This is a genomic window from Brucella sp. BE17, from assembly GCF_039545455.1.
Taxonomy (GTDB): Bacteria; Pseudomonadota; Alphaproteobacteria; order Rhizobiales; family Rhizobiaceae; genus Brucella.
In genome coordinates, this window is record NZ_CP154468.1 from 422,901 (window position 1) to 440,453 (window position 17,553).

Below are 17,553 nucleotides of genomic sequence, written 5' to 3' on the forward strand. Positions count from 1 at the left end.
GTGCGAACGTGCGCATTCTAACAAAAGACCATCACCGTCACAAATGAATCCACACCATGCTCATTCCTGATCTGCGCTCTTTGTTGTCACGGTTGCGGCAGCAAGCTTCCTGAGGTCGACTTTGCCGATCGGCTGGTCTTTATCATCAACGACAATGATATCCTTGCCGTCTCCTCGGATCAGAATGGCAATCGCGTCCTCAATCGTAGTGCCGATTTTGACGGTTTGTGCGCCTGCAATATGGCTCTCAAAGTCCTCCATGATCGCTTCCACGTGGATGACCCGGCCACGGTTTACCTCCTTGACGAAGTTTGCCACATATTCGTCTGCGGGGCGCAGCACGATATCCTGGCTGCTACCCTGCTGGATGATTTCACCATCGCGCAGAATGGCAATCTGGTCGCCAAGTCTCAGCGCCTCGTCAAGATCGTGGGTGATGAAGACGATTGTCTTCCTGATCTCTTTTTGAAGATCGAGAAGCACCGTCTGCATGTCTGTGCGAATAAGCGGATCGAGCGCCGAATAAGCCTCGTCCATCAACAGCACCGGCGCGTCATTGGCGAGCGCGCGCGCAAGACCGACGCGCTGTTGCATGCCCCCCGACAATTGATTGGGATATTTCTTCTCGAAACCGAGCAGGCCGACGCGCTCAATCCATTGCATGGCGGTTTTGACGGCTTTCGAACGGGCGATGCCTTGCACTTCAAGACCGTAAAGTGCGTTGTCGAGCACATTTCGGTGCGGCAGAAGCGCAAACTTCTGAAACACCATCGCCGTCTGATGCCTGCGGAAATCCCGCAACCGATCTGCCGTCATCTGCACAACGTCAGTTCCGTTGACCAGAATTTCCCCTGCCGTCGGATCAATTAGACGGTTGATATGACGGATAAGCGTGGATTTGCCCGATCCCGACAGACCCATTATCACCTGAATGCAACCCGAAGGCATTTCGATGTTGATATCTTTAAGCCCCAGAATGTGGCCGTATTGATCATTAAGTTCGGCCTTTGAAAGACCATCACGGACAGCATCGACATGGGCGGCTGCATTGGGGCCGAATATCTTGTAGAGATTGCATATTTTGATGCCAGAAAAGTCTGCCTCAGCCAAATCTTTCTCAACCATGGAAGACCTCCTGATGCTTCTGCAGTCTCTTGCCGTAGGCCTGGCTCACTCGGTCGAAGATGATCGCAATTCCGACGATTGCCAGTCCGTTGAAAATACCAAGCGTGAAATACTGGTTGGCGATGGCTTTGAGCACGGGTTGGCCAAGCCCCTGAACGCCGATCATGGAGGCAACGACGACCATTGCGAGCGCCATCATGATAGTCTGGTTGATGCCAGCCATGATGGTTGGCAGGGCGAGGGGTATCTGGACCTTGAAGAGTTTTTGCGCGTTGGATGAGCCAAAGGCATCCGCAGCTTCCAGCACATCCTTGTCAACGAGGCGGATACCCAGATTGGTTAGCCGGATTATCGGCGGAATGGCATAGATAACCACCGCAATCAGCCCGGGTACGCGGCCGATGCCCAAAAGCATCACTACAGGGATCAGATAAACGAAACTTGGCATTGTCTGCATTACATCGAGTATAGGGGTTATGATTCTCTGCAGGGTTTGCGAACGCGCCATGAAAATGCCGACTGGCAAACCGATTATGATCGCTATGAGCGTGCACACGAAGATCATTGAGATCGTGCGCATGGCGTCTTCCCACATGTCGAGATAGCCGATGGCAAGCAGGGTTACGAGCGCGCCAAGCGTGATTTTCAAGCTTCTGCTGCCCAGCCAGACGATTGCAAGGATAATCACAATAATGATTGGCCATGGTGTCTGCGTCATGAAGCGCTCGGAAAAAAGCAGGAACTTCTGGAGCGGCAGGAACAGGTTCTCGATTGTTTCACCATAGCTGCGCGTGAATGAGCGAAAGCCCTCGTCAATCATCTGCTTCAGCCGTCTCAGAGCATCGTCGTTCATATGCGGAAATTTCTTGAACCAGTCCATTTCGTTCCCCTTTGTTCGAAATTGGCCAGTAAAACCAAAAGAGCGGTACCGATTGGGTCGCCAAAGGTAGTGCCGCTCTAGCTCATTGCGTCGGCCTTATTTGACGCAGCCGCCTCGTGAATTTGCTGAAAATGCCACATGTTCCTTGCGATTTGCGCCATCATGCTTGCGGGACCGAAAATTGGCCCGTACGGCTTTCGATTAAAGGAAAGCCGTACGAAACAAGCTGATGCAGAAACAGACGTATTCACATGAAGGACAGCTTTGCCCTGCAATGCCTAAAGTGACGACTTGATTTTTTCAGCAGCTTCTGGCGAGACCCATTCGGTCCACAAATCCTGATTTTCCTTCAGGAAATGTTTCGCTCCTTCCTCGCCGGAGGCTTGGTTGTCTGTCATCCATGCCATCAGCTTACTGACGGTTTCATTGCTCCATGAGCGCTTTTCGAGATAGCTCATGGCATCGGGACCGAGCTTGTCCACCGATGATTTGGCTACAAGCGAGACGATACGGTCAACGGGAAAGGCATTGGGCTTCGGATCTGGGCAATCAGCAATGGTATTGCAGCGTTTCCACTCTGCCTCATCGTGCTCGACGCCGGGGTCGAGCCTGACCATCGGATATTTACCCAAAAGTGCGGTCGGTTCCCAATAGAAGGCGACGACATTTTGTTTGCGTTCATAGGCTTTGGAAACGCCACCATCCAGTCCGGCGGCCGATCCTGTATCCACCAGCGTGAAGTTGGCTTCTTGCGCTTTCATCGCCTTAAACAATTGCGCGGTCGTGACGGTGCCGCCCCAGCCTTGCGGTCCGTTGAGGATTGCACCTTTCGAACTGTCGTCCGCTGAAGGAAAGAGGTCTGGATGCTTGAGCAAGTCCGGGATTGTCTTGATGTCTGGGTGAGCCTTCGCCGTGTAATCGGGAATATACCAGCCCTGAATGCCGCCATCAGGAAGGGGAGAGCCGACCTGAACGATTTTTCCTTCCTCAGTCCCTTTGCTGACCGCTTCGGGGAGCAGATCGATCCACGCTTCAGGAGCAATGTCTGGCTGGCCCTTTTCAGCCATCGAGGTGATGGTCGGTACCGTATCGCCAACTATTATGTCGGCGGTGCAGCCATAACCTTCGGTCAATATGATCTTGTCGAGGTTGGAAAGAACCTCGGCGCTCTGCCAATTCATACTGGCGATGGTTAGGTTGCCGCATTCTGCAGAATAGGCCTGAGATGTCGCCCCGGTCAGGCCGAGAATGAGGCAGCTTGATGCAAGTATTTTTTTCATTTTTGTTCCCTCTTAAGCGGCGTTTTTTCTGAGCGGGGTGCCGCATCCCCCGCTTCAGTTAATATTCAGGCCGTCGACTCCATATTGGCGGCCTTCAGCAATGCCGCCGAAAGCCCCGCGGCGATGCATCTGTAAAATTGAGCTTCGTTCATGGCTTGCAGCGCGGCTGTCGTCGTTCCGTCATAGCTTGTGAAAGATGCGACAATTTCCTGTGGCGTTTGCGCCTTTTGCTGCAACAGGCATCCCGTTCCCACCAGAACGGCTGTAACTGCACGCAATGCGATGTCAGGTTGAATGCCGTAATTCACCGCCCCATCAATCATCGCGCAGCCAAGCAGGGCAGGCAATGCCGGGCCGGACCCACACAAGCCCGTGAGATAGTCGAGATGATTTTCCGCTCCGATTTCATCTTGTTGGCCACAGGCCGCGAAAATCGTACGTGTAATCGAACGATCTTCGGGCGTAACCTTGGAAGAACCGACCCATGGCGTATAGGATTGCCGTACCGAAGCCGCGGCGTTGGGCATTGCCCGGATGATCCGATGTGTTTGATGGCGTTCTTTCAGCCGATCAAGCGTAATGCCTGCCATAACCGAAATGAGCAGTTTGTCCGGCGCCTTGATCTCAAGCGAAAGCCAGTCATGCGGACGAACGGCAAGAATGATGATATCGCAACGATCCGCAAGCTCCTGATTGTCAGACGTCCAATAACAATCCGCAAAATGATGCGGCCTCCTGCTGCGATAAGACATTGCCAAACCGGCGGGCTTGATGGTGCCCGTGTCGAGTATAGCGCTGGCGATGGCTCCCCCAAGCCATCCGCTTCCACCCGCTATGCCGATTTTAAGCGATGTGCTCACGGATGGCGCTCTCCTTCGTCTCTTGCAAAGCCGTGCCGCGCGAAGAAACGATCGAGTTCACGCTGCTGCGGAGCCTCACCGGTATAAATAGCGATATATTCTGGAATGCGCTTCATGCGTGTCTGGATGTCTTCCTGAGACTGCATCGAAATATAGCCGATCTGCACCAGATAGGTTGTGCGTGCGCGTACATCCGCGCTGATCTCGGATTGGCTAAAGCGCATGAACATACGCTTGAGCGCCTCGATGCGGTGCTGATCAGCCTTCCGTACTTCATCAAGAATATTGGATGACTGAAGCGCCCAACTGCGGACCGCGAATTCAAATTGTGAATCGAACAGGTCCTTGTTCAGCCAGCAATCGAAGACATTGAGCATCGCTTCGGCGAGCGATTCCGCATAGGCCTCCGATTGCTTTACAATGCCGCCGGTATTTTTATCGCGCCAGCGTGCCATCAGCCCGTCGAGCAATTCGTCGCGGTCTTTGAAGAACCAGTAGAAGCTCGTTCGCGACAGGGTGAGTTTTTTTGCCAGCGGAAGAATTTTGACGGAGTCGACGCCGGATTCCAACAACGACTGATACGCTGCCTCGAGCCATCCCTCAGCCGATCCCCGCCAACCATTTTCCTGAACAAGCTGATCCATGGTCTGATTTTAACCAGAGCGAAATGGCATGCGCAAGCAGAATGTACATATGTGTCAAATTAACACACCATAATGTTTTGGAAGTTGACACTTATGTACATTTTGACTTAGCGTCACTTAAAATAATGAAAATGGGAACTCTGCACGTGTCGAACGACCCGCTTCTTCAACCCTATCAACTCAAGCATCTAACTTTGCGCAATCGCATCATGGTGACGGCGCACGAGCCAGCCTATCCCGAGGAGGGCATGCCGAAGGAGCGTTACCGCACCTATACGGTGGAGCGTGCCAAGGGCGGGGTGGCGCTGACCATGACCGCAGGCTCCGCGGCGGTATCGCGGGACAGTCCACCGGTTTTCAATAATCTGCTTGCCTACAAGGACGAGATTGTTCCCTGGGTGAGGCAGATGACGGATGCCGTGCACGAAGAGGGCGCGGCAATCATGATCCAGTTGACCCATCTCGGGCGGCGCACACGCTGGGACAAGGGCGACTGGCTTCCTGTCGTCGCCCCTTCGCACCATCGTGAGGCGGCGCACCGCGCCTTTCCCAAAAAGATTGAGGATTGGGACATTGAGCGGATCATCCGGGATTTTGCCGATGCGGCCGAGCGCATGCAGGCGGGGGGCATGGATGGCATCGAGCTTGAGGCCTATGGTCATCTGATCGACCAGTTCACTTCTCCGCTCACCAACGAGCTCAGTGCCCCCTATGGAGGGGATCTCGATAACCGGTTGCGCTTTTGTCTGGATGTATTCCGTGCCATCCGCAAGCGAGTCGGCGAGGAGTTTATTCTGGGCGTTCGTTATACAGCCGATGAAAACCTTTCAGGTGGTACCGATAAGGCGGAAGGTCTGGAAATTTCGCGCCGCCTCAGGGATAGCGGGCTTATCGACTATCTTAATGTCATTCGCGGTCATATCGATACCGATCCGGGCCTAACGGATGTCATTCCCATTCAGGGCATGGCCAGCGCGCCACATCTCGATTTCGCGGGTGATATCCGTAAGGCAACGTCTTTCCCGACGTTTCACGCCGCCAAGATCCAGGATGTAGCGACAGCGCGTCATGCCATCGCGAGCGGTAAGGTGGACATGATCGGCATGACCCGCGCGCATATGGCGGACCCGCACATCATTCGCAAGATCACCGAGCGGCGGGAGGAAGATATTCGGCCATGCGTTGGCGCAAATTATTGCCTCGATCGCATCTATCAGGGGGGGCTGGCTTTCTGTATCCACAACGCCGCAACTGGGCGTGAGGAAACCATGCCGCATAGTGTTGCGAAGGCACCGCATCGCAAAAAGGTCGTGATCGTCGGTGCCGGTCCGGCTGGCCTTGAAGCTGCGCGTGTGGCTGGCGAGCGCGGACATGATGTCGTTGTCTTCGAGGCAGCAAGCCAGCCTGGCGGCCAGATCAGGCTGACCGCGCAAAGCGAACGCCGCCGTGAAATGATAAGCATCATCGACTGGCGTATGGCGCAGTGTGAGAAACACGATGTGCAGTTTCGCTTCAACAGCTGGGCCGAACTGGACCTGATCATAGCGGAAAAGCCGGATGTGGTTATCGTTGCAACCGGCGGGCTGCCGCACACGGACATACTCTCTCAAGGCAACGAACTGGTCGTTTCGGCCTGGGACATCATCTCGGGCGACGTGAAGCCTGCAACCAATGTCCTGATCTTCGATGATGCAGGCGACCATGCAGGGCTACAGGCGGCAGAAATTCTTGCCAGAAGTGGGGCTAAAGTCGAGATCATGACGCCTGACCGTTCTTTTGCCCCAGAAGTCATGGCGATGAATCTTGTGCCTTATATGCGATCATTGCAGAAGCATGACGTCACATTCACGGTTACTTTCCGTCTGGAGGCGGTCGAGAAAAGCGGAAATCATCTGCTGGCAAAAGTTGGCAGTGATTATGGTGGCGTTGCAAGGCAGCGCATAGTCGATCAGGTCATCATCAATCACGGCACGATCCCGCTCGACGAACTTTATTGCGACCTCAAACCCCTGTCAGTCAATCTCGGAGAAACCTCATACGATCAATTGCTTGCGGGGGACCCGCAATCGGTTAAGCGCAATCCTGATGGTCGCTTTCAACTGTTTCGGATTGGCGATGCTGTTGCTGCACGCAATACGCATGCCGCAATTTATGACGGTCTCAGACTGGCCAAGGATATATGATCACGCGATGCTTTCAACCAGCCAATCTGCAAACACATGCGCCCTTTTGGTCGCCCTTGGGTGAATTTTCAGATGAAAAGCCGCAGGCGAAGAAATACTATCGGGTACCAGTTGCACGAGTTTTCCATCCTCGATCAGTTTGGCGATGAGACCGTCCCATCCCAGTACCGCGCCGATATCGTCCTGCGCGGTCTGGAGGGCGATCATGTAATTACTGACATAAAAATTCCGCCCTTTACCCGATGGCTGCCGCAGTGCCACAAGCCAGTCGGGCCATTGGGTCCAGCTGTTTCCTTCGCCGCTTGAGTGAATGAGCGGCACGTTGAGCAGATCAGCAAGCGATGAGATGGCGTGTTGTGATGCAAATTCCGGGCTGCCTGCGGCGATAATACGGTCCTGAAAAAGCGTTCTGTAAACACCGTCCTCTGCCCGCGGTTCACCATAATGAATGCTGAGATCACAGCGGCTGGCTGGTGAGGGAACATCGCTGACGATCTGGGCGATGGTGATTTCGGGATGGATTTTCCAGAACGCCGAGATTCTTGGCGTAAGCCAGAGCGCGCTGACTGCCGAGGTGGAACGGATCGTAACGTCCACCTTTTGGGGATGGTCGCGTATCTGGCTTGTAGCATCGGAAATTGTTTCAAACCCGCGCTGCAGGGCTACGAACAGTAAAGCCCCGTTTTGCGTCAGTTCGACACCTTTGCTGCGCCTTGTAAAAAGGGCGCAGCAAAGGTCGTTTTCAAGCGCCTTTATCTGATGACTTATCGCGGCAGGCGTCACGTTGAGTTCACCCGCAGCCTGCTTGAAGCTTAGATTGCGTGCTGCCGCTTCGAAACAGACGAGCGCGGTAACCGAGGGCAGATCATAAGGTCTCGCCATATCATTTCCTTATTTCAAAGTCGCCCTTTGTGTCAGGTCTGAGATTAGTAAAACTAAATCAAGATGAAAAAAAGTGCTATTGCGAAAGTGGCGATGCGGCGCGAAACTTTTAGACAAGTTCAAAACTGGAACAGGGAACTGAGTTAAATGGGCACACCGCTTTCCATTCAGGAGTTGCTTGCACACCGTCGGCCCGGCCACGCGCTGGAACAACCTTTTTATACCGCGCCGGAAATCTACGATCTCGATCTTGAGCATATTTTCTATAAGGAGTGGCTTTATGCCATTCCCTCCTGTCAGCTGAAGAAACCGGGTAGCTATGCAACGCTGCGCGTCGGTGCCTATGAGGTTATGATCGTTAAAGACCGTGATAATGAAATCCGGGCTTTCCATAATTCATGTCGGCATCGCGGATCGCGTATCTGCAAGTCCCGCGAGGGTACGGTGGCAAAACTTGTCTGCCCCTATCATCAATGGACCTATGAGCTGGATGGCAGACTTATCTGGGCCAATGATATGGGGCCGGATTTTGATCCGTCCGCGCATGGCCTGAGACCGGTTAGCCTGCGTAACCTTTGCGGGCTGATCTATATCTGCCTTGCCGAGACGCCGCCGCCTTTCGAGCCCTTTGCCGATATGGCACGGCCTTATCTAGAGGTCCACGATCTGGAGAATGCCAAGATCGCTTATTCCTCGACGATTGTCGAAAAAGGCAACTGGAAACTGGTGTGGGAAAATAACCGCGAATGCTATCATTGCAGCAGCAACCACCCCGCGCTTTGCCGGTCGTTTCCGCTTGACCCGGAAGTGGCGGGTGTGAGTGCCGATGGATCAATATCGGCGCGACTTCAGGCGCATTTCGATCGCTGCGAGGCGTCAGGCGCACCGGCGCGGTTCCGTCTGGAAGGCGAGGGGCAATATCGTCTGGCGCGCATGCCGCTTCAGGAAAAAGCCGTAAGCTACACGATGGATGGCAAGGCGGGCGTGACGCGGCAACTGGGCCGGGTTGCATTGCCTGATGCGGGCGCTCTGCTCGCATTTCATTACCCCTCGACATGGAACCACTTCCTGCCGGATCATTCGCTGACTTTCCGCGTCACGCCGATCGGTGTCAACGAAACTGAAGTGACCACCACATGGCTCGTCCACAAGGATGCGGTGGAAGGCGTGGACTATGATCTGAGCCGTCTGACTGAAGTGTGGATCGCCACAAACGACGAGGACCGGGAAATCGTCGAAACCAATCAGGAGGGGATTCTGTCTCCCGCCTATATTCCAGGGCCTTACTCACCCAATCAGGAAAGCGGCGTCATTCAGTTTATCGACTGGTATGCCGACAGGCTCAATCGTTCTGCCGTGCCGTTCCAGCTGGCTGCGGAATGAGAAGGTGCAGCCTTATGGCTGCACCGTTTTATCAATACGCCGACCGCTTGAACTGTCGAAGATGTGCAGATCGGACGGGTCCACATCGACGCCAACATTCTGTCCATCGGTAAGCTTTACCGTGGACGGCACGGAGATATTGAGCTCATGCGATCCTGCGCGCAGCGTCACCAGACGTGTTTCGCCATGGAACTCGTTGCGTTCGACCTGCCCGCGTAGAACACCCCCGGTATCGTTCAGGCGAAATGCACCGGGGCGGATGCCGACGGTTACATCCTTTGGCTCGATGGCAAAAGGAACGTCAATATTGAGAGTATCACTCGAAAGTCTGCCGTCGCTGACCTGCATCGGCAGGAAGTTCATATTCGGCGTGCCGATGAAGCTTGCGGCAAACAAGGTGGCGGGGGTATGGTATATTTCTTCCGGCGTTCCCATCTGCTCGATATGGCCATCCTTCATCAGGATAATCCGGTCGGCCAGGGTCATGGCTTCCAGCTGGTCATGAGTCACATAAATGCTTGTGGTTTTGAGATTGCGGTGCAGCCGTGCGATCTCCACGCGCAGACTGCCGCGCAATTTGGCGTCGAGGTTTGACAGCGGTTCATCGAAAAGGAACACCTGAGGCGTTTTGATCATCGCGCGTGCAATCGCCACACGCTGCTGTTGACCGCCGGACAATTCCAATGGCTTGCGCGTCAGATAAGGCTGCAGGCCAAGAGATTCCACGACCGGCACCAGTCGTTCATGGATCGCTTTTTTATCGACCCGGGCGCGCTCCAGTCCAAAGATGATGTTTTCGCGCACATCCATATGTGGATAAAGCGCATAGTTCTGGAACACCATAGCGATGCCGCGGTCACCTGGATCGCGTTCATTCACGCGTTCTCCGCCGATTAGTAGATCGCCTCCGGTGATATCCTCAAGCCCCGCGATCATGCGCAGGATTGTGGATTTACCGCAGCCGGACGGGCCTAAAAAAACAACGAATTCATGATCCCGGATATTCAGATCGAAGTCTTGAATCACTTCTTGGGTGCCGTAGACCTTGCGGATGGAACGGCATTCGACAGTCGCCATTACTGAGCCTCCCCGTCGAGAAGAATCTGGAGTTTCACATCTGTCGGGCGGCCTTCGGCGGCGCGCTCAAAGGCGGCGATGGATTGGTCGAACGTGAAAGTCGCCGATACCAGAGGCTTGAGATCCACCTTGCCTGCAGCAATCAGCGCCAATGCGCGATCATAGACATTTGCATAGCGGAACACCGTTTCGATACGACACTCGCGTGCGGTAGCGGCGGATACATCAAAAGGCACGGGTTCCGGCGGCAGGCCGACCAGAACGACTGCTCCACCGGGGCGGACGATTTTGAATAGATCGCGGATTGCCGCCGCAGCCCCTGAACATTCAAATACGATATCTGCGCCCCAGCCGTCGGTGGCTTCATTTACGGCGTCGACGATATTGATTGTATTCAGATTGATGCCGCTGATGCCCGCATAGGTCTCGGCCAGTTTCAGCTTGTCTTCGGACAGGTCTGAGATCAGCACGCGCGAGCATCCGCCGGCAAGTGCGGCCAACGCCACCATGATGCCGATGGTACCGCATCCCGTCACCACCGCCGTGTCACCCGGTGCGATGCGGGCACGGGTTGCCGCCTGCATGCCGACGGCGAAAGGCTCAACCATTGCGCCTTCGGCAAAGGAAACAGTGTCCGGAAGCTTGTAAGTGAAACTGGCCGGATGCACAGTTTCGGGACAAAGAACGCCATGGATCGGGGGTGTGGCCCAGAAGCGGACTGACGGGTCGACATTATACATGCCGAGTTTTGATGCCCGAGAGAGCGGATCAGGAATGCCCGGCTCCATGCAGACACGGTCGCCAACTTTCAGATGGGTGACATTGGCCCCCACTTCGCTCACCGTTCCTGCGGCTTCATGGCCGAGCACCATCGGCTCGTTGACCACGAAATCGCCGATACGACCATGGGTGTAATAGTGCACGTCACTGCCGCAAACGCCGACCGTGTGCAGTTTGATGCGCACATCGTCCGCGCCCATTTGAGTGGGCAGATCGATATCGCGCAGATTGAGTTCGCCGACGCGCTCCAGAACAAGTGCTTTCATGTGATCAGTCCTGATTTTGTTTTTTTGAGAAGGCGGCATTGAGACCACCGGCCAGCAATCCGAGAAGGATGAGCGGCGGCAGCGACAGCAAGACCACGGCGGCGTTCAGAATGCCCCAGGGCACATTCATGCCAAGCTGCGACATTTCCGAAGCGATGATCGGCAGGGTTTTCGCATTAGACGTTGTCAGCATCATCGCCAGCAGAAATTCGTTCCAGACCAGCACAAAAGCAAAGGCGATGGCCCCGAATATCTGAAAACGCGCGATAGGCAGCGACATGCGAAAGAATGTGGCGTAGCGTCCCAATCCATCAACCCGCGCCGCTTCCTCGACATGCAGGCTGACCCGTTCGAATGCCGGGACCGAGAGCCAGATCGTGATCGAGGCGGTGGTGATGAAGTAGGTTACGATCAGCGACAAGCGCGTATCGTAAAGACCAAGCCCCAGCCAGATGACCAGCATCGGAATGGCAACGGCGACGGGCGGCAGAAAGCGCAGCGACAACACGAAGAACTGTGCTTCAGCCGTCAGCCGGTTTTTGTAACGCGCAATCACATAAGCCGCTGGAACGCCCAGAAGTGCTCCGAAGACCACCGCAGCCGAACAGATGATGACGGAGTTCGTCAAAGCGCGGGCCACGGAACGACGGTTGAGCACATAGCTCATATTGTCCCATACCGGCTGAAACAACAATTTCGGCGTGCTGACCAGAAGGTCGGCATTGGTTTTGAAGGCGTTCAGAAGCGTCCACAGAAGCGGTAACACCACCAGAGCCGACGCTATCAGCAGGATAGCACGAAGAAACAGGGTGGAAGCCTTCATCGGTTCAGCCTCTTCCATGCAACGGTGAAGATTATGATCGTCAGGACCATCATGATGACGGCCATGGATGAGGCGTAGGATATCTTTCCGGCCTCGATGAAGCCTTGCGAATAGGCATACATATCGAGCGTTTCAGTCGAAATGCCTGGGCCGCCCCGTGTCATCACATAGACGAGGTCGAAGGAGCGTAGGCTTTCGATTGCCTTGACCAGCAGAAGACTTGTCAATGGCAGTTTAAGCATCGGCAAGGTGATGTATCGATGAATCTCCCACCGCGTCGCCTTATCGATCCGCGCGGCCTCTATGGGGTGCGCTGGCAGGGCTTCAAGCAGTTTCAAAATGATGACTGAGAAAAACAGCCCCCATTGCCAGACATCGACAAAGGCCACGCTCAAAAGAGCGCCCCACGGAGTGGAGAGGAGGTCGGGGGTGGTGCCGGTCAGTTCACGCACTGGCCACGTCAACGCGCCATATAGCGGATGAAATGCGAATTTCCACACGAACGCCGCGCAGACACGAGGCAGCAGCACAGGAATGATGAACAAAAGACAAAGTATATTGCGCCAACGTGTATTTGCTGCCTCAAACATGGCAATACCCAACCCCACGCCGACCAGCATGGTCGACGACACGGTCAGGATTTCCCATTTGAGCGATACCCATAAAGCGTTGAGAAAACGCGGATCGCTGAAAAGCGTCACATAGTTCTGAAACCAGACATAATGCACATCGCCTTGCGACAAAGTGCGGTTCTGGAACGAAATATTGACGGCATAAAGGGCTGGCACGAGGGCCAGCAGCATCAGGATGATCAGTGTCGGCCCCAGAAACACATAGGGCAAAGATCGTCCGCGTTTCATGAAACGCTCCTTGATCGAAGAGTCCAGGCCGTTAACCGCACGATGCGCGCCCGGAATTGCATAACAATAAAATGCTCTTGCGCAACGGACATGCCAGCGCGCATCGGACATGTCGGGCATGGCGTTTGAGCCTGCCCGACATGGAGTTGTAAAAAGCGATCAGAGTTTGCCGGCGAAGGCCTCGAGTTCGTTGAGGGCTTCCTTGATGTCTTTACGATTGCCGGTGATCAGCTCCTCGAGCAGGATACCCCATTGATTGCCCAGTTCCTGCCAGCGCTTGTCTTGCCAGAAGGTCACTTGCGTTTTTGCGCCGGTAGCGGCCATGGCGTCGGCAAGATTTTGGCCGAAGGTCTTGGCATATTCAGGGCTTTGGAAGGTGCTCGTGCGTGTCAGTTCGCCCGGCTGTCCCGCTGCAAGACGACGCGCTTCCTGTTCCTTGGAAGTCGCCCAGGCAATGAACAAGCCAGCGCACGCTTTTTCGGCATCCGTTGCATTTGCCTTGGAAGCGATGGCAAAGCCATGCGCATATCCAGCACCGGGCAGTGGGGTCGGTGGAACAGCAAAAGCCACTTTATCGGCAACCTGACTTTGCGCCTTGTCGACAGACATGCCGCCTAACGGAGCCGATTCGATGATGATCGCCACTTTTCCTGCACGGAAAGCGCCAGTAGACTCATCCCACGAGCCGGTCTGTGTGCCAGGGGCGGAATATTTGAAAAGATCGAGATATTGCTGCGTAGCATCGACCGTCGCATCGGAATTGAAAGCCGGTTTGCCGTCCTTGAACCACTCGCCGCCGTCCGCCTTGAACAACGGCATCCAACGCCAGACATTGGCACCCGATCCACGCTGTCCGCGCAATGCCGTACCATAGACGCCGTTTTTCGGATCATGAAGTTTAGCGACAGCGGCCTTGTATTCATCCCAGGTTTTGGGCGGCTCTATACCGGCCTTCTCCAAGAGATCCGTGCGATAAACCATCAGGTCGCCGCCGCCTTGAATAGGTGCGAACCACTGCTTTCCGTCATAGGTGGCGGCGGCGCGCATACCGGCATCAAAATCGTCGTAATCATAGTCTTTCGGATAAAAGCCTTCGAGCGGGACGATCCAGTCCGAAGACGCGAAGAGTGCCAGATTGGCCTCATCGACATAATAGACATTATAGCTGCCGACCGTCGAGGCATCGGCCTGCGATTTGGCGCGCCGGTCGTTTTCATTGAGATAGCTGATCTCGAAGCCTGCTCCTGACAGTTCCTCGAATTCATCAACTTCCTGCTCCAAAAGCGTCAGACCATCGCGAGGCTGCGCGAGAATGCGCAGATCGTTTTCACATACGGCTGCGGCAAAACTATTGGAAGCAGCGGTGAGCGCAGCAAGTGCGACACCTGCCCGAAAAATGGCATTCAACATGATTATCCTCCCCATGAACGCTTTCTATAAGCGTCTAACAGGCGGACTTTCGGAGAATAGCCGCAAAAGCACTAGATTGCTTTTTAACACCAACTGATACTATTATGACATAATTGAGGAGAATATAGCAAACAACCATGCCAATTCCATCGGAAGTTCCCCTGTCGAAGCCTGCGCCAACGCAGAGCGCCTATTCTGCCATACGGGAGAGGATCAAGTTGCCGGATGGGCAATCCTACCTCATCCGCCGCGATGACTATCCGATTGCGATCTGCATCTGGAACTATCACCCGGAATGGGAACTTCATTATATTCCCGAGGCAAACGGCCTCGCTTATGTGGGTGATTATGTCGGCTCCTTTGCTCCGGGTCATCTGGTGCTCACAGGAACCAATCTGCCGCATAACTGGATTACACCGGGCGCGACCAGCCTGCCGGGGCGTGACCTCGTTCTGCAATTCGACGCCGACGCGCTCGTGGGGGCGCGCACCGCCTGTCCTGAATTCGACATATTGCATCGGCTGAAGCCACTTTCCCTGCAAGGGATCGAGATCACGGGGCGGGCTGCGGCGCGGATCGGAAGGATGATGGTCGATCTGCATCGCAAGGGCAACGCCAGCGGACTGGGCCTGTTCATCGATATTCTGAAGGCCATTGAGGCGACGTCCGAAAAACGCCTGTTGGCCAGTTCGCATTTCGTCTCGCTCTACAATGAAAAATCGGACCGGCGCCACAGGCGCATCGATGAGGCAATCCAGTTGCTGCAATCGACGCCATCCATGCAGATGCAGGAAGTTGCAGCGGCAATCGGTCTGGGATCGTCTGCTTTTTCACGCGCCTTCAAACGGCTGACGGGACTTGATTTTTCAGCTTATAGCCGTTCGGTGCGCGTTTGGCGCGCTCGCACCCTCCTGACTGAAACGGATATGTCTATAACCGATATATGTTTTGAAGCCGGTTTCAATAATCTGTCAAATTTCAATCGCTATTTCCGGATGGAAACTGGCCTGACGCCCCGCTCTTACCGTCAGGTTTCGCATATTCGCGCAAGTTCCATCGATGCCGCTCATGCTCATCCGCTTTCAATCTAACGCATATCTCTTAAAGTGGGGCCCGTTTTCAGGATAATATATGATTAAAAACAGAATCTTAAAGCGCGTCTTCTGAATACACTAGAATGCGACGCAATACTGTGGGAGCCTTTTTTGGCTGATCGCCCGAGCCATGTGCGCATTCACGAAAGCTTCAAGCTACTGTTAAAGTCCTGTTATACTAGCAGCCTATTCCCCGTGCAGTTTTTAAGATCGACCATTTGATTTTCTTTGGTCGTCACTGTCGGGGAAAGTTATGCTTATCAATCGTCGTCACGCATTGGGCCTTATGGGCGCCACAGCCAGCACGTTCATCATGCCGGGTATCGTCCGCGCCGATCAACGACGCTCGATCACGGTCGCTGTGCAGAAGATCACCAACAACAATACGCTCGATATCTGGAACGAACAGTCCAATGTCGGTGAGCGCATCTTCTTCCCCAATCTGTGGGAAGGCCTGATTCTGCGTGACTGGATGGGTAATCAAGGGCCTGTTCCCGGTCTCGCCACCGGATGGAACCGTCTTGATGACAAGACTATCGAATTAAAGCTTCGCCAGGGCGTAAAATTCCACAATGGCGACGAGTTGACCGCCGAAGACGTGGTGTTTTCCTTCTCCGATGAGCGTCTCTTTGCGGGCACCGAGCCTGCGGGTGGCAAGACGCTTTATGAAGCAAATTTCAAGCCGCAGACCGAAAAGGAGCTGCCGGCAGCAATTCCGGGTGTTTCGCGCCGTCTGTGGCCCGCACTGCGCGGCGTTGAAGCGGTCGATAAATATACTGTCCGCTTCCACAATGCGACGCCTGACGTGACACTCGAGGGCCGCCTTTACGCCTTCGGGTCGCAGATCGCCAACAAGCGTGCCTGGGATGAAGCCAAATCCTACACTGAATGGGCGCGCAAGCCCGTGACCACCGGACCTTACAAGGTCGTCGAATTCAAGCCGGATGTGGAACTCGTGCTTGAGGCCCATGACGACTATTGGGGCGCACGTCCGCCTTTGCAGCGTATTCGCTTCGTCGAGGTGCCGGAAGTCTCAAGCCGCGTCAACGGTCTCATTTCCGGGCAATATGATTTTGCCTGCGATCTGCCGCCGGACCAGATTGCCAACGTGGCGAACAATCCGGGACTTGAAATTCAAAGCTCGACGATCTGGAACCACCGTACAACGATCTTCAACACCCAGAACGAAATCCTGAGCAATCCGCTGGTGCGTCGCGCCATGACGCATTCGGTTGATCGTCAGGCGATCGTCGAAGCTTTGTGGGGCGGTCAGACCGTGGTGCCAGCCGGTTTGCAGTTTGAAAGTTTTCGCGCGTCCGACATGTTTATCGATGACTGGCAGCCACCAGAATTCGATCAGGAGCTTGCGCGCGATCTGCTCAAGCAGGCGGGTTACAAGGGCGACGCCATCCCTTACCGCCTGCTCAACAACTATTACACCAACCAGACATCCACCGCGCAGGTGATGGTCGAGATGTGGAATCAGGTCGGACTCAATGTCGAGATAGAGATGAAGGAAAACTGGGACCAGATTCACAATCCCGAAGGCGTCAAAGGCGTTCGCGACTGGTCGGCTTCCAATAACATCAACGACCCCATCACCCCGATGGTCGTTCAGTTCGGCCCCAATGGCGAAGTGCAGCAGAAAAAGGACTGGGCAAATGACGAGGTCAACAAGTTGTCAGTCGTCATGGAAACGTCGACGGATCGCGAAGAGCGCAAAAAGGCGATCCGTCGTATGCTTGAAATCTGCGAACGCGAAGACCCGGTCTATAATGTGCTGCATCAGAATGCCGTCTTCACCGGCATGAAGAAGGAATTGAACTGGAAGGCCGCACCGGCCTTTGCCATGGATTTCCGCGCAGAAAACTGGAAAGTCTAATTTTTTTATCCATGGCTGGCGTACTTGCGTCAGCCATTTTTATTGGGCGAAACGGTATCGACAGTTCAGCTGTTGCCATAGAGCGCCGTGCGTCCTTTCGGACACACAAAGGACGCTCTAAACT

The 17,553-nt window shown here is 54.6% G+C and carries 15 protein-coding genes; 4 read left to right on the forward strand and 11 right to left on the reverse strand.

What is annotated here, in order from left to right:
* Window positions 1-60 precede the first annotated feature (60 nt).
* The 5 genes from AAIB41_RS13330 to AAIB41_RS13350 all read right to left on the reverse strand — a co-directional run bounded on the left by AAIB41_RS13330 (window position 61) and on the right by AAIB41_RS13350 (window position 4,789).
* Complete coding sequence (locus AAIB41_RS13330) at window positions 61-1,110, reverse strand: glycine betaine/L-proline ABC transporter ATP-binding protein (protein ID WP_343316069.1); 1,050 nt, start codon at window positions 1,108-1,110, stop codon at window positions 61-63.
* A 7-nt stretch (window positions 1,111-1,117) separates the two neighbouring features.
* The gene (locus AAIB41_RS13335; protein WP_343315770.1) at window positions 1,118-2,005 is read right to left on the reverse strand and encodes a proline/glycine betaine ABC transporter permease; all 888 of its coding nucleotides are present in this window, start codon (window positions 2,003-2,005) and stop codon (window positions 1,118-1,120) included.
* 278 nt (window positions 2,006-2,283) lie between these two features.
* The gene (locus AAIB41_RS13340) at window positions 2,284-3,285 is read right to left on the reverse strand and encodes an ABC transporter substrate-binding protein (RefSeq protein WP_343315771.1); all 1,002 of its coding nucleotides are present in this window, start codon (window positions 3,283-3,285) and stop codon (window positions 2,284-2,286) included.
* A 65-nt stretch (window positions 3,286-3,350) separates the two neighbouring features.
* Window positions 3,351-4,145: a pyrroline-5-carboxylate reductase dimerization domain-containing protein gene (locus tag AAIB41_RS13345; RefSeq protein WP_343315772.1), complete on the reverse strand. Its 795-nt coding sequence runs from the start codon at window positions 4,143-4,145 to the stop codon at window positions 3,351-3,353.
* The gene (locus AAIB41_RS13350) at window positions 4,142-4,789 is read right to left on the reverse strand and encodes a TetR/AcrR family transcriptional regulator (protein WP_343315773.1); all 648 of its coding nucleotides are present in this window, start codon (window positions 4,787-4,789) and stop codon (window positions 4,142-4,144) included. Before AAIB41_RS13350 ends, AAIB41_RS13345 begins: the two co-directional genes overlap by 4 nt.
* A gap of 146 nt (window positions 4,790-4,935) precedes the next feature.
* Here AAIB41_RS13350 and AAIB41_RS13355 point away from each other — a divergent pair, with 146 nt between their 5' ends.
* Window positions 4,936-6,972 carry an NADH:flavin oxidoreductase gene (locus tag AAIB41_RS13355; RefSeq protein WP_343315774.1) on the forward strand — a complete coding sequence of 679 codons (2,037 nt, stop codon included), beginning with the start codon at window positions 4,936-4,938 and terminating at the stop codon, window positions 6,970-6,972.
* Here the strand turns inward: AAIB41_RS13355 and AAIB41_RS13360 are convergent, their stop codons facing one another.
* Window positions 6,973-7,854 carry a LysR family transcriptional regulator gene (locus AAIB41_RS13360; protein ID WP_343315775.1) on the reverse strand — a complete coding sequence of 294 codons (882 nt, stop codon included), beginning with the start codon at window positions 7,852-7,854 and terminating at the stop codon, window positions 6,973-6,975.
* 147 nt (window positions 7,855-8,001) lie between these two features.
* Here AAIB41_RS13360 and AAIB41_RS13365 point away from each other — a divergent pair, with 147 nt between their 5' ends.
* Entirely contained in the window at window positions 8,002-9,237 is a 1,236-nt protein-coding gene (locus AAIB41_RS13365; RefSeq protein ID WP_343315776.1) for an aromatic ring-hydroxylating dioxygenase subunit alpha, read from the forward strand.
* A gap of 12 nt (window positions 9,238-9,249) precedes the next feature.
* Here the strand turns inward: AAIB41_RS13365 and ugpC are convergent, their stop codons facing one another.
* The 5 genes from ugpC to AAIB41_RS13390 all read right to left on the reverse strand — a co-directional run bounded on the left by ugpC (window position 9,250) and on the right by AAIB41_RS13390 (window position 14,456).
* On the reverse strand, window positions 9,250-10,314 hold the full coding sequence (gene ugpC, locus AAIB41_RS13370; protein ID WP_343315777.1) for a sn-glycerol-3-phosphate ABC transporter ATP-binding protein UgpC: 1,065 nt from the start codon (window positions 10,312-10,314) through the stop codon (window positions 9,250-9,252).
* Window positions 10,314-11,360 (reverse strand): NAD(P)-dependent alcohol dehydrogenase, encoded by a 1,047-nt coding sequence (locus AAIB41_RS13375; RefSeq protein WP_343315778.1) that lies wholly within the window; start codon window positions 11,358-11,360, stop codon window positions 10,314-10,316. Before AAIB41_RS13375 ends, ugpC begins: the two co-directional genes overlap by 1 nt.
* A 4-nt stretch (window positions 11,361-11,364) precedes the next feature.
* Entirely contained in the window at window positions 11,365-12,183 is an 819-nt protein-coding gene (locus AAIB41_RS13380; RefSeq protein WP_343315779.1) for a carbohydrate ABC transporter permease, read from the reverse strand.
* Window positions 12,180-13,043, reverse strand: a complete 864-nt coding sequence (locus AAIB41_RS13385) for a sugar ABC transporter permease (protein ID WP_343315780.1) — start codon at window positions 13,041-13,043, stop codon at window positions 12,180-12,182. The genes AAIB41_RS13380 and AAIB41_RS13385 overlap by 4 nt, the downstream gene beginning before the upstream one ends.
* A 159-nt stretch (window positions 13,044-13,202) precedes the next feature.
* Window positions 13,203-14,456: a sugar ABC transporter substrate-binding protein gene (locus AAIB41_RS13390; RefSeq protein WP_343316070.1), complete on the reverse strand. Its 1,254-nt coding sequence runs from the start codon at window positions 14,454-14,456 to the stop codon at window positions 13,203-13,205.
* 134 nt (window positions 14,457-14,590) lie between these two features.
* Here AAIB41_RS13390 and AAIB41_RS13395 point away from each other — a divergent pair, with 134 nt between their 5' ends.
* On the forward strand, window positions 14,591-15,544 hold the full coding sequence (locus AAIB41_RS13395) for a helix-turn-helix domain-containing protein (RefSeq protein ID WP_343315781.1): 954 nt from the start codon (window positions 14,591-14,593) through the stop codon (window positions 15,542-15,544).
* 256 nt (window positions 15,545-15,800) lie between these two features.
* Complete coding sequence (locus AAIB41_RS13400; RefSeq protein WP_343315782.1) at window positions 15,801-17,429, forward strand: ABC transporter substrate-binding protein; 1,629 nt, start codon at window positions 15,801-15,803, stop codon at window positions 17,427-17,429.
* Window positions 17,430-17,553 lie beyond the last annotated feature (124 nt).

Excerpts from the sequence above, each read along its gene's own strand:
- AAIB41_RS13335 (WP_343315770.1), bottom strand. The coding sequence starts at position 2,005 with ATGGACTGGTTCAAGAAATTTCCGCATATGAACGACGATGCTCTGAGA.
- AAIB41_RS13340 (WP_343315771.1), bottom strand. The coding sequence starts at position 3,285 with ATGAAAAAAATACTTGCATCAAGCTGCCTCATTCTCGGCCTGACCGGG.
- AAIB41_RS13350 (WP_343315773.1), bottom strand. The coding sequence starts at position 4,789 with ATGGATCAGCTTGTTCAGGAAAATGGTTGGCGGGGATCGGCTGAGGGA.
- AAIB41_RS13360 (WP_343315775.1), bottom strand. The coding sequence starts at position 7,854 with ATGGCGAGACCTTATGATCTGCCCTCGGTTACCGCGCTCGTCTGTTTC.
- AAIB41_RS13365 (WP_343315776.1), top strand. The coding sequence starts at position 8,002 with ATGGGCACACCGCTTTCCATTCAGGAGTTGCTTGCACACCGTCGGCCC.
- ugpC (WP_343315777.1), bottom strand. The coding sequence starts at position 10,314 with ATGGCGACTGTCGAATGCCGTTCCATCCGCAAGGTCTACGGCACCCAA.
- AAIB41_RS13375 (WP_343315778.1), bottom strand. The coding sequence starts at position 11,360 with ATGAAAGCACTTGTTCTGGAGCGCGTCGGCGAACTCAATCTGCGCGAT.
- AAIB41_RS13380 (WP_343315779.1), bottom strand. The coding sequence starts at position 12,183 with ATGAAGGCTTCCACCCTGTTTCTTCGTGCTATCCTGCTGATAGCGTCG.
- AAIB41_RS13385 (WP_343315780.1), bottom strand. The coding sequence starts at position 13,043 with ATGAAACGCGGACGATCTTTGCCCTATGTGTTTCTGGGGCCGACACTG.
- AAIB41_RS13395 (WP_343315781.1), top strand. The coding sequence starts at position 14,591 with ATGCCAATTCCATCGGAAGTTCCCCTGTCGAAGCCTGCGCCAACGCAG.
- AAIB41_RS13400 (WP_343315782.1), top strand. The coding sequence starts at position 15,801 with ATGCTTATCAATCGTCGTCACGCATTGGGCCTTATGGGCGCCACAGCC.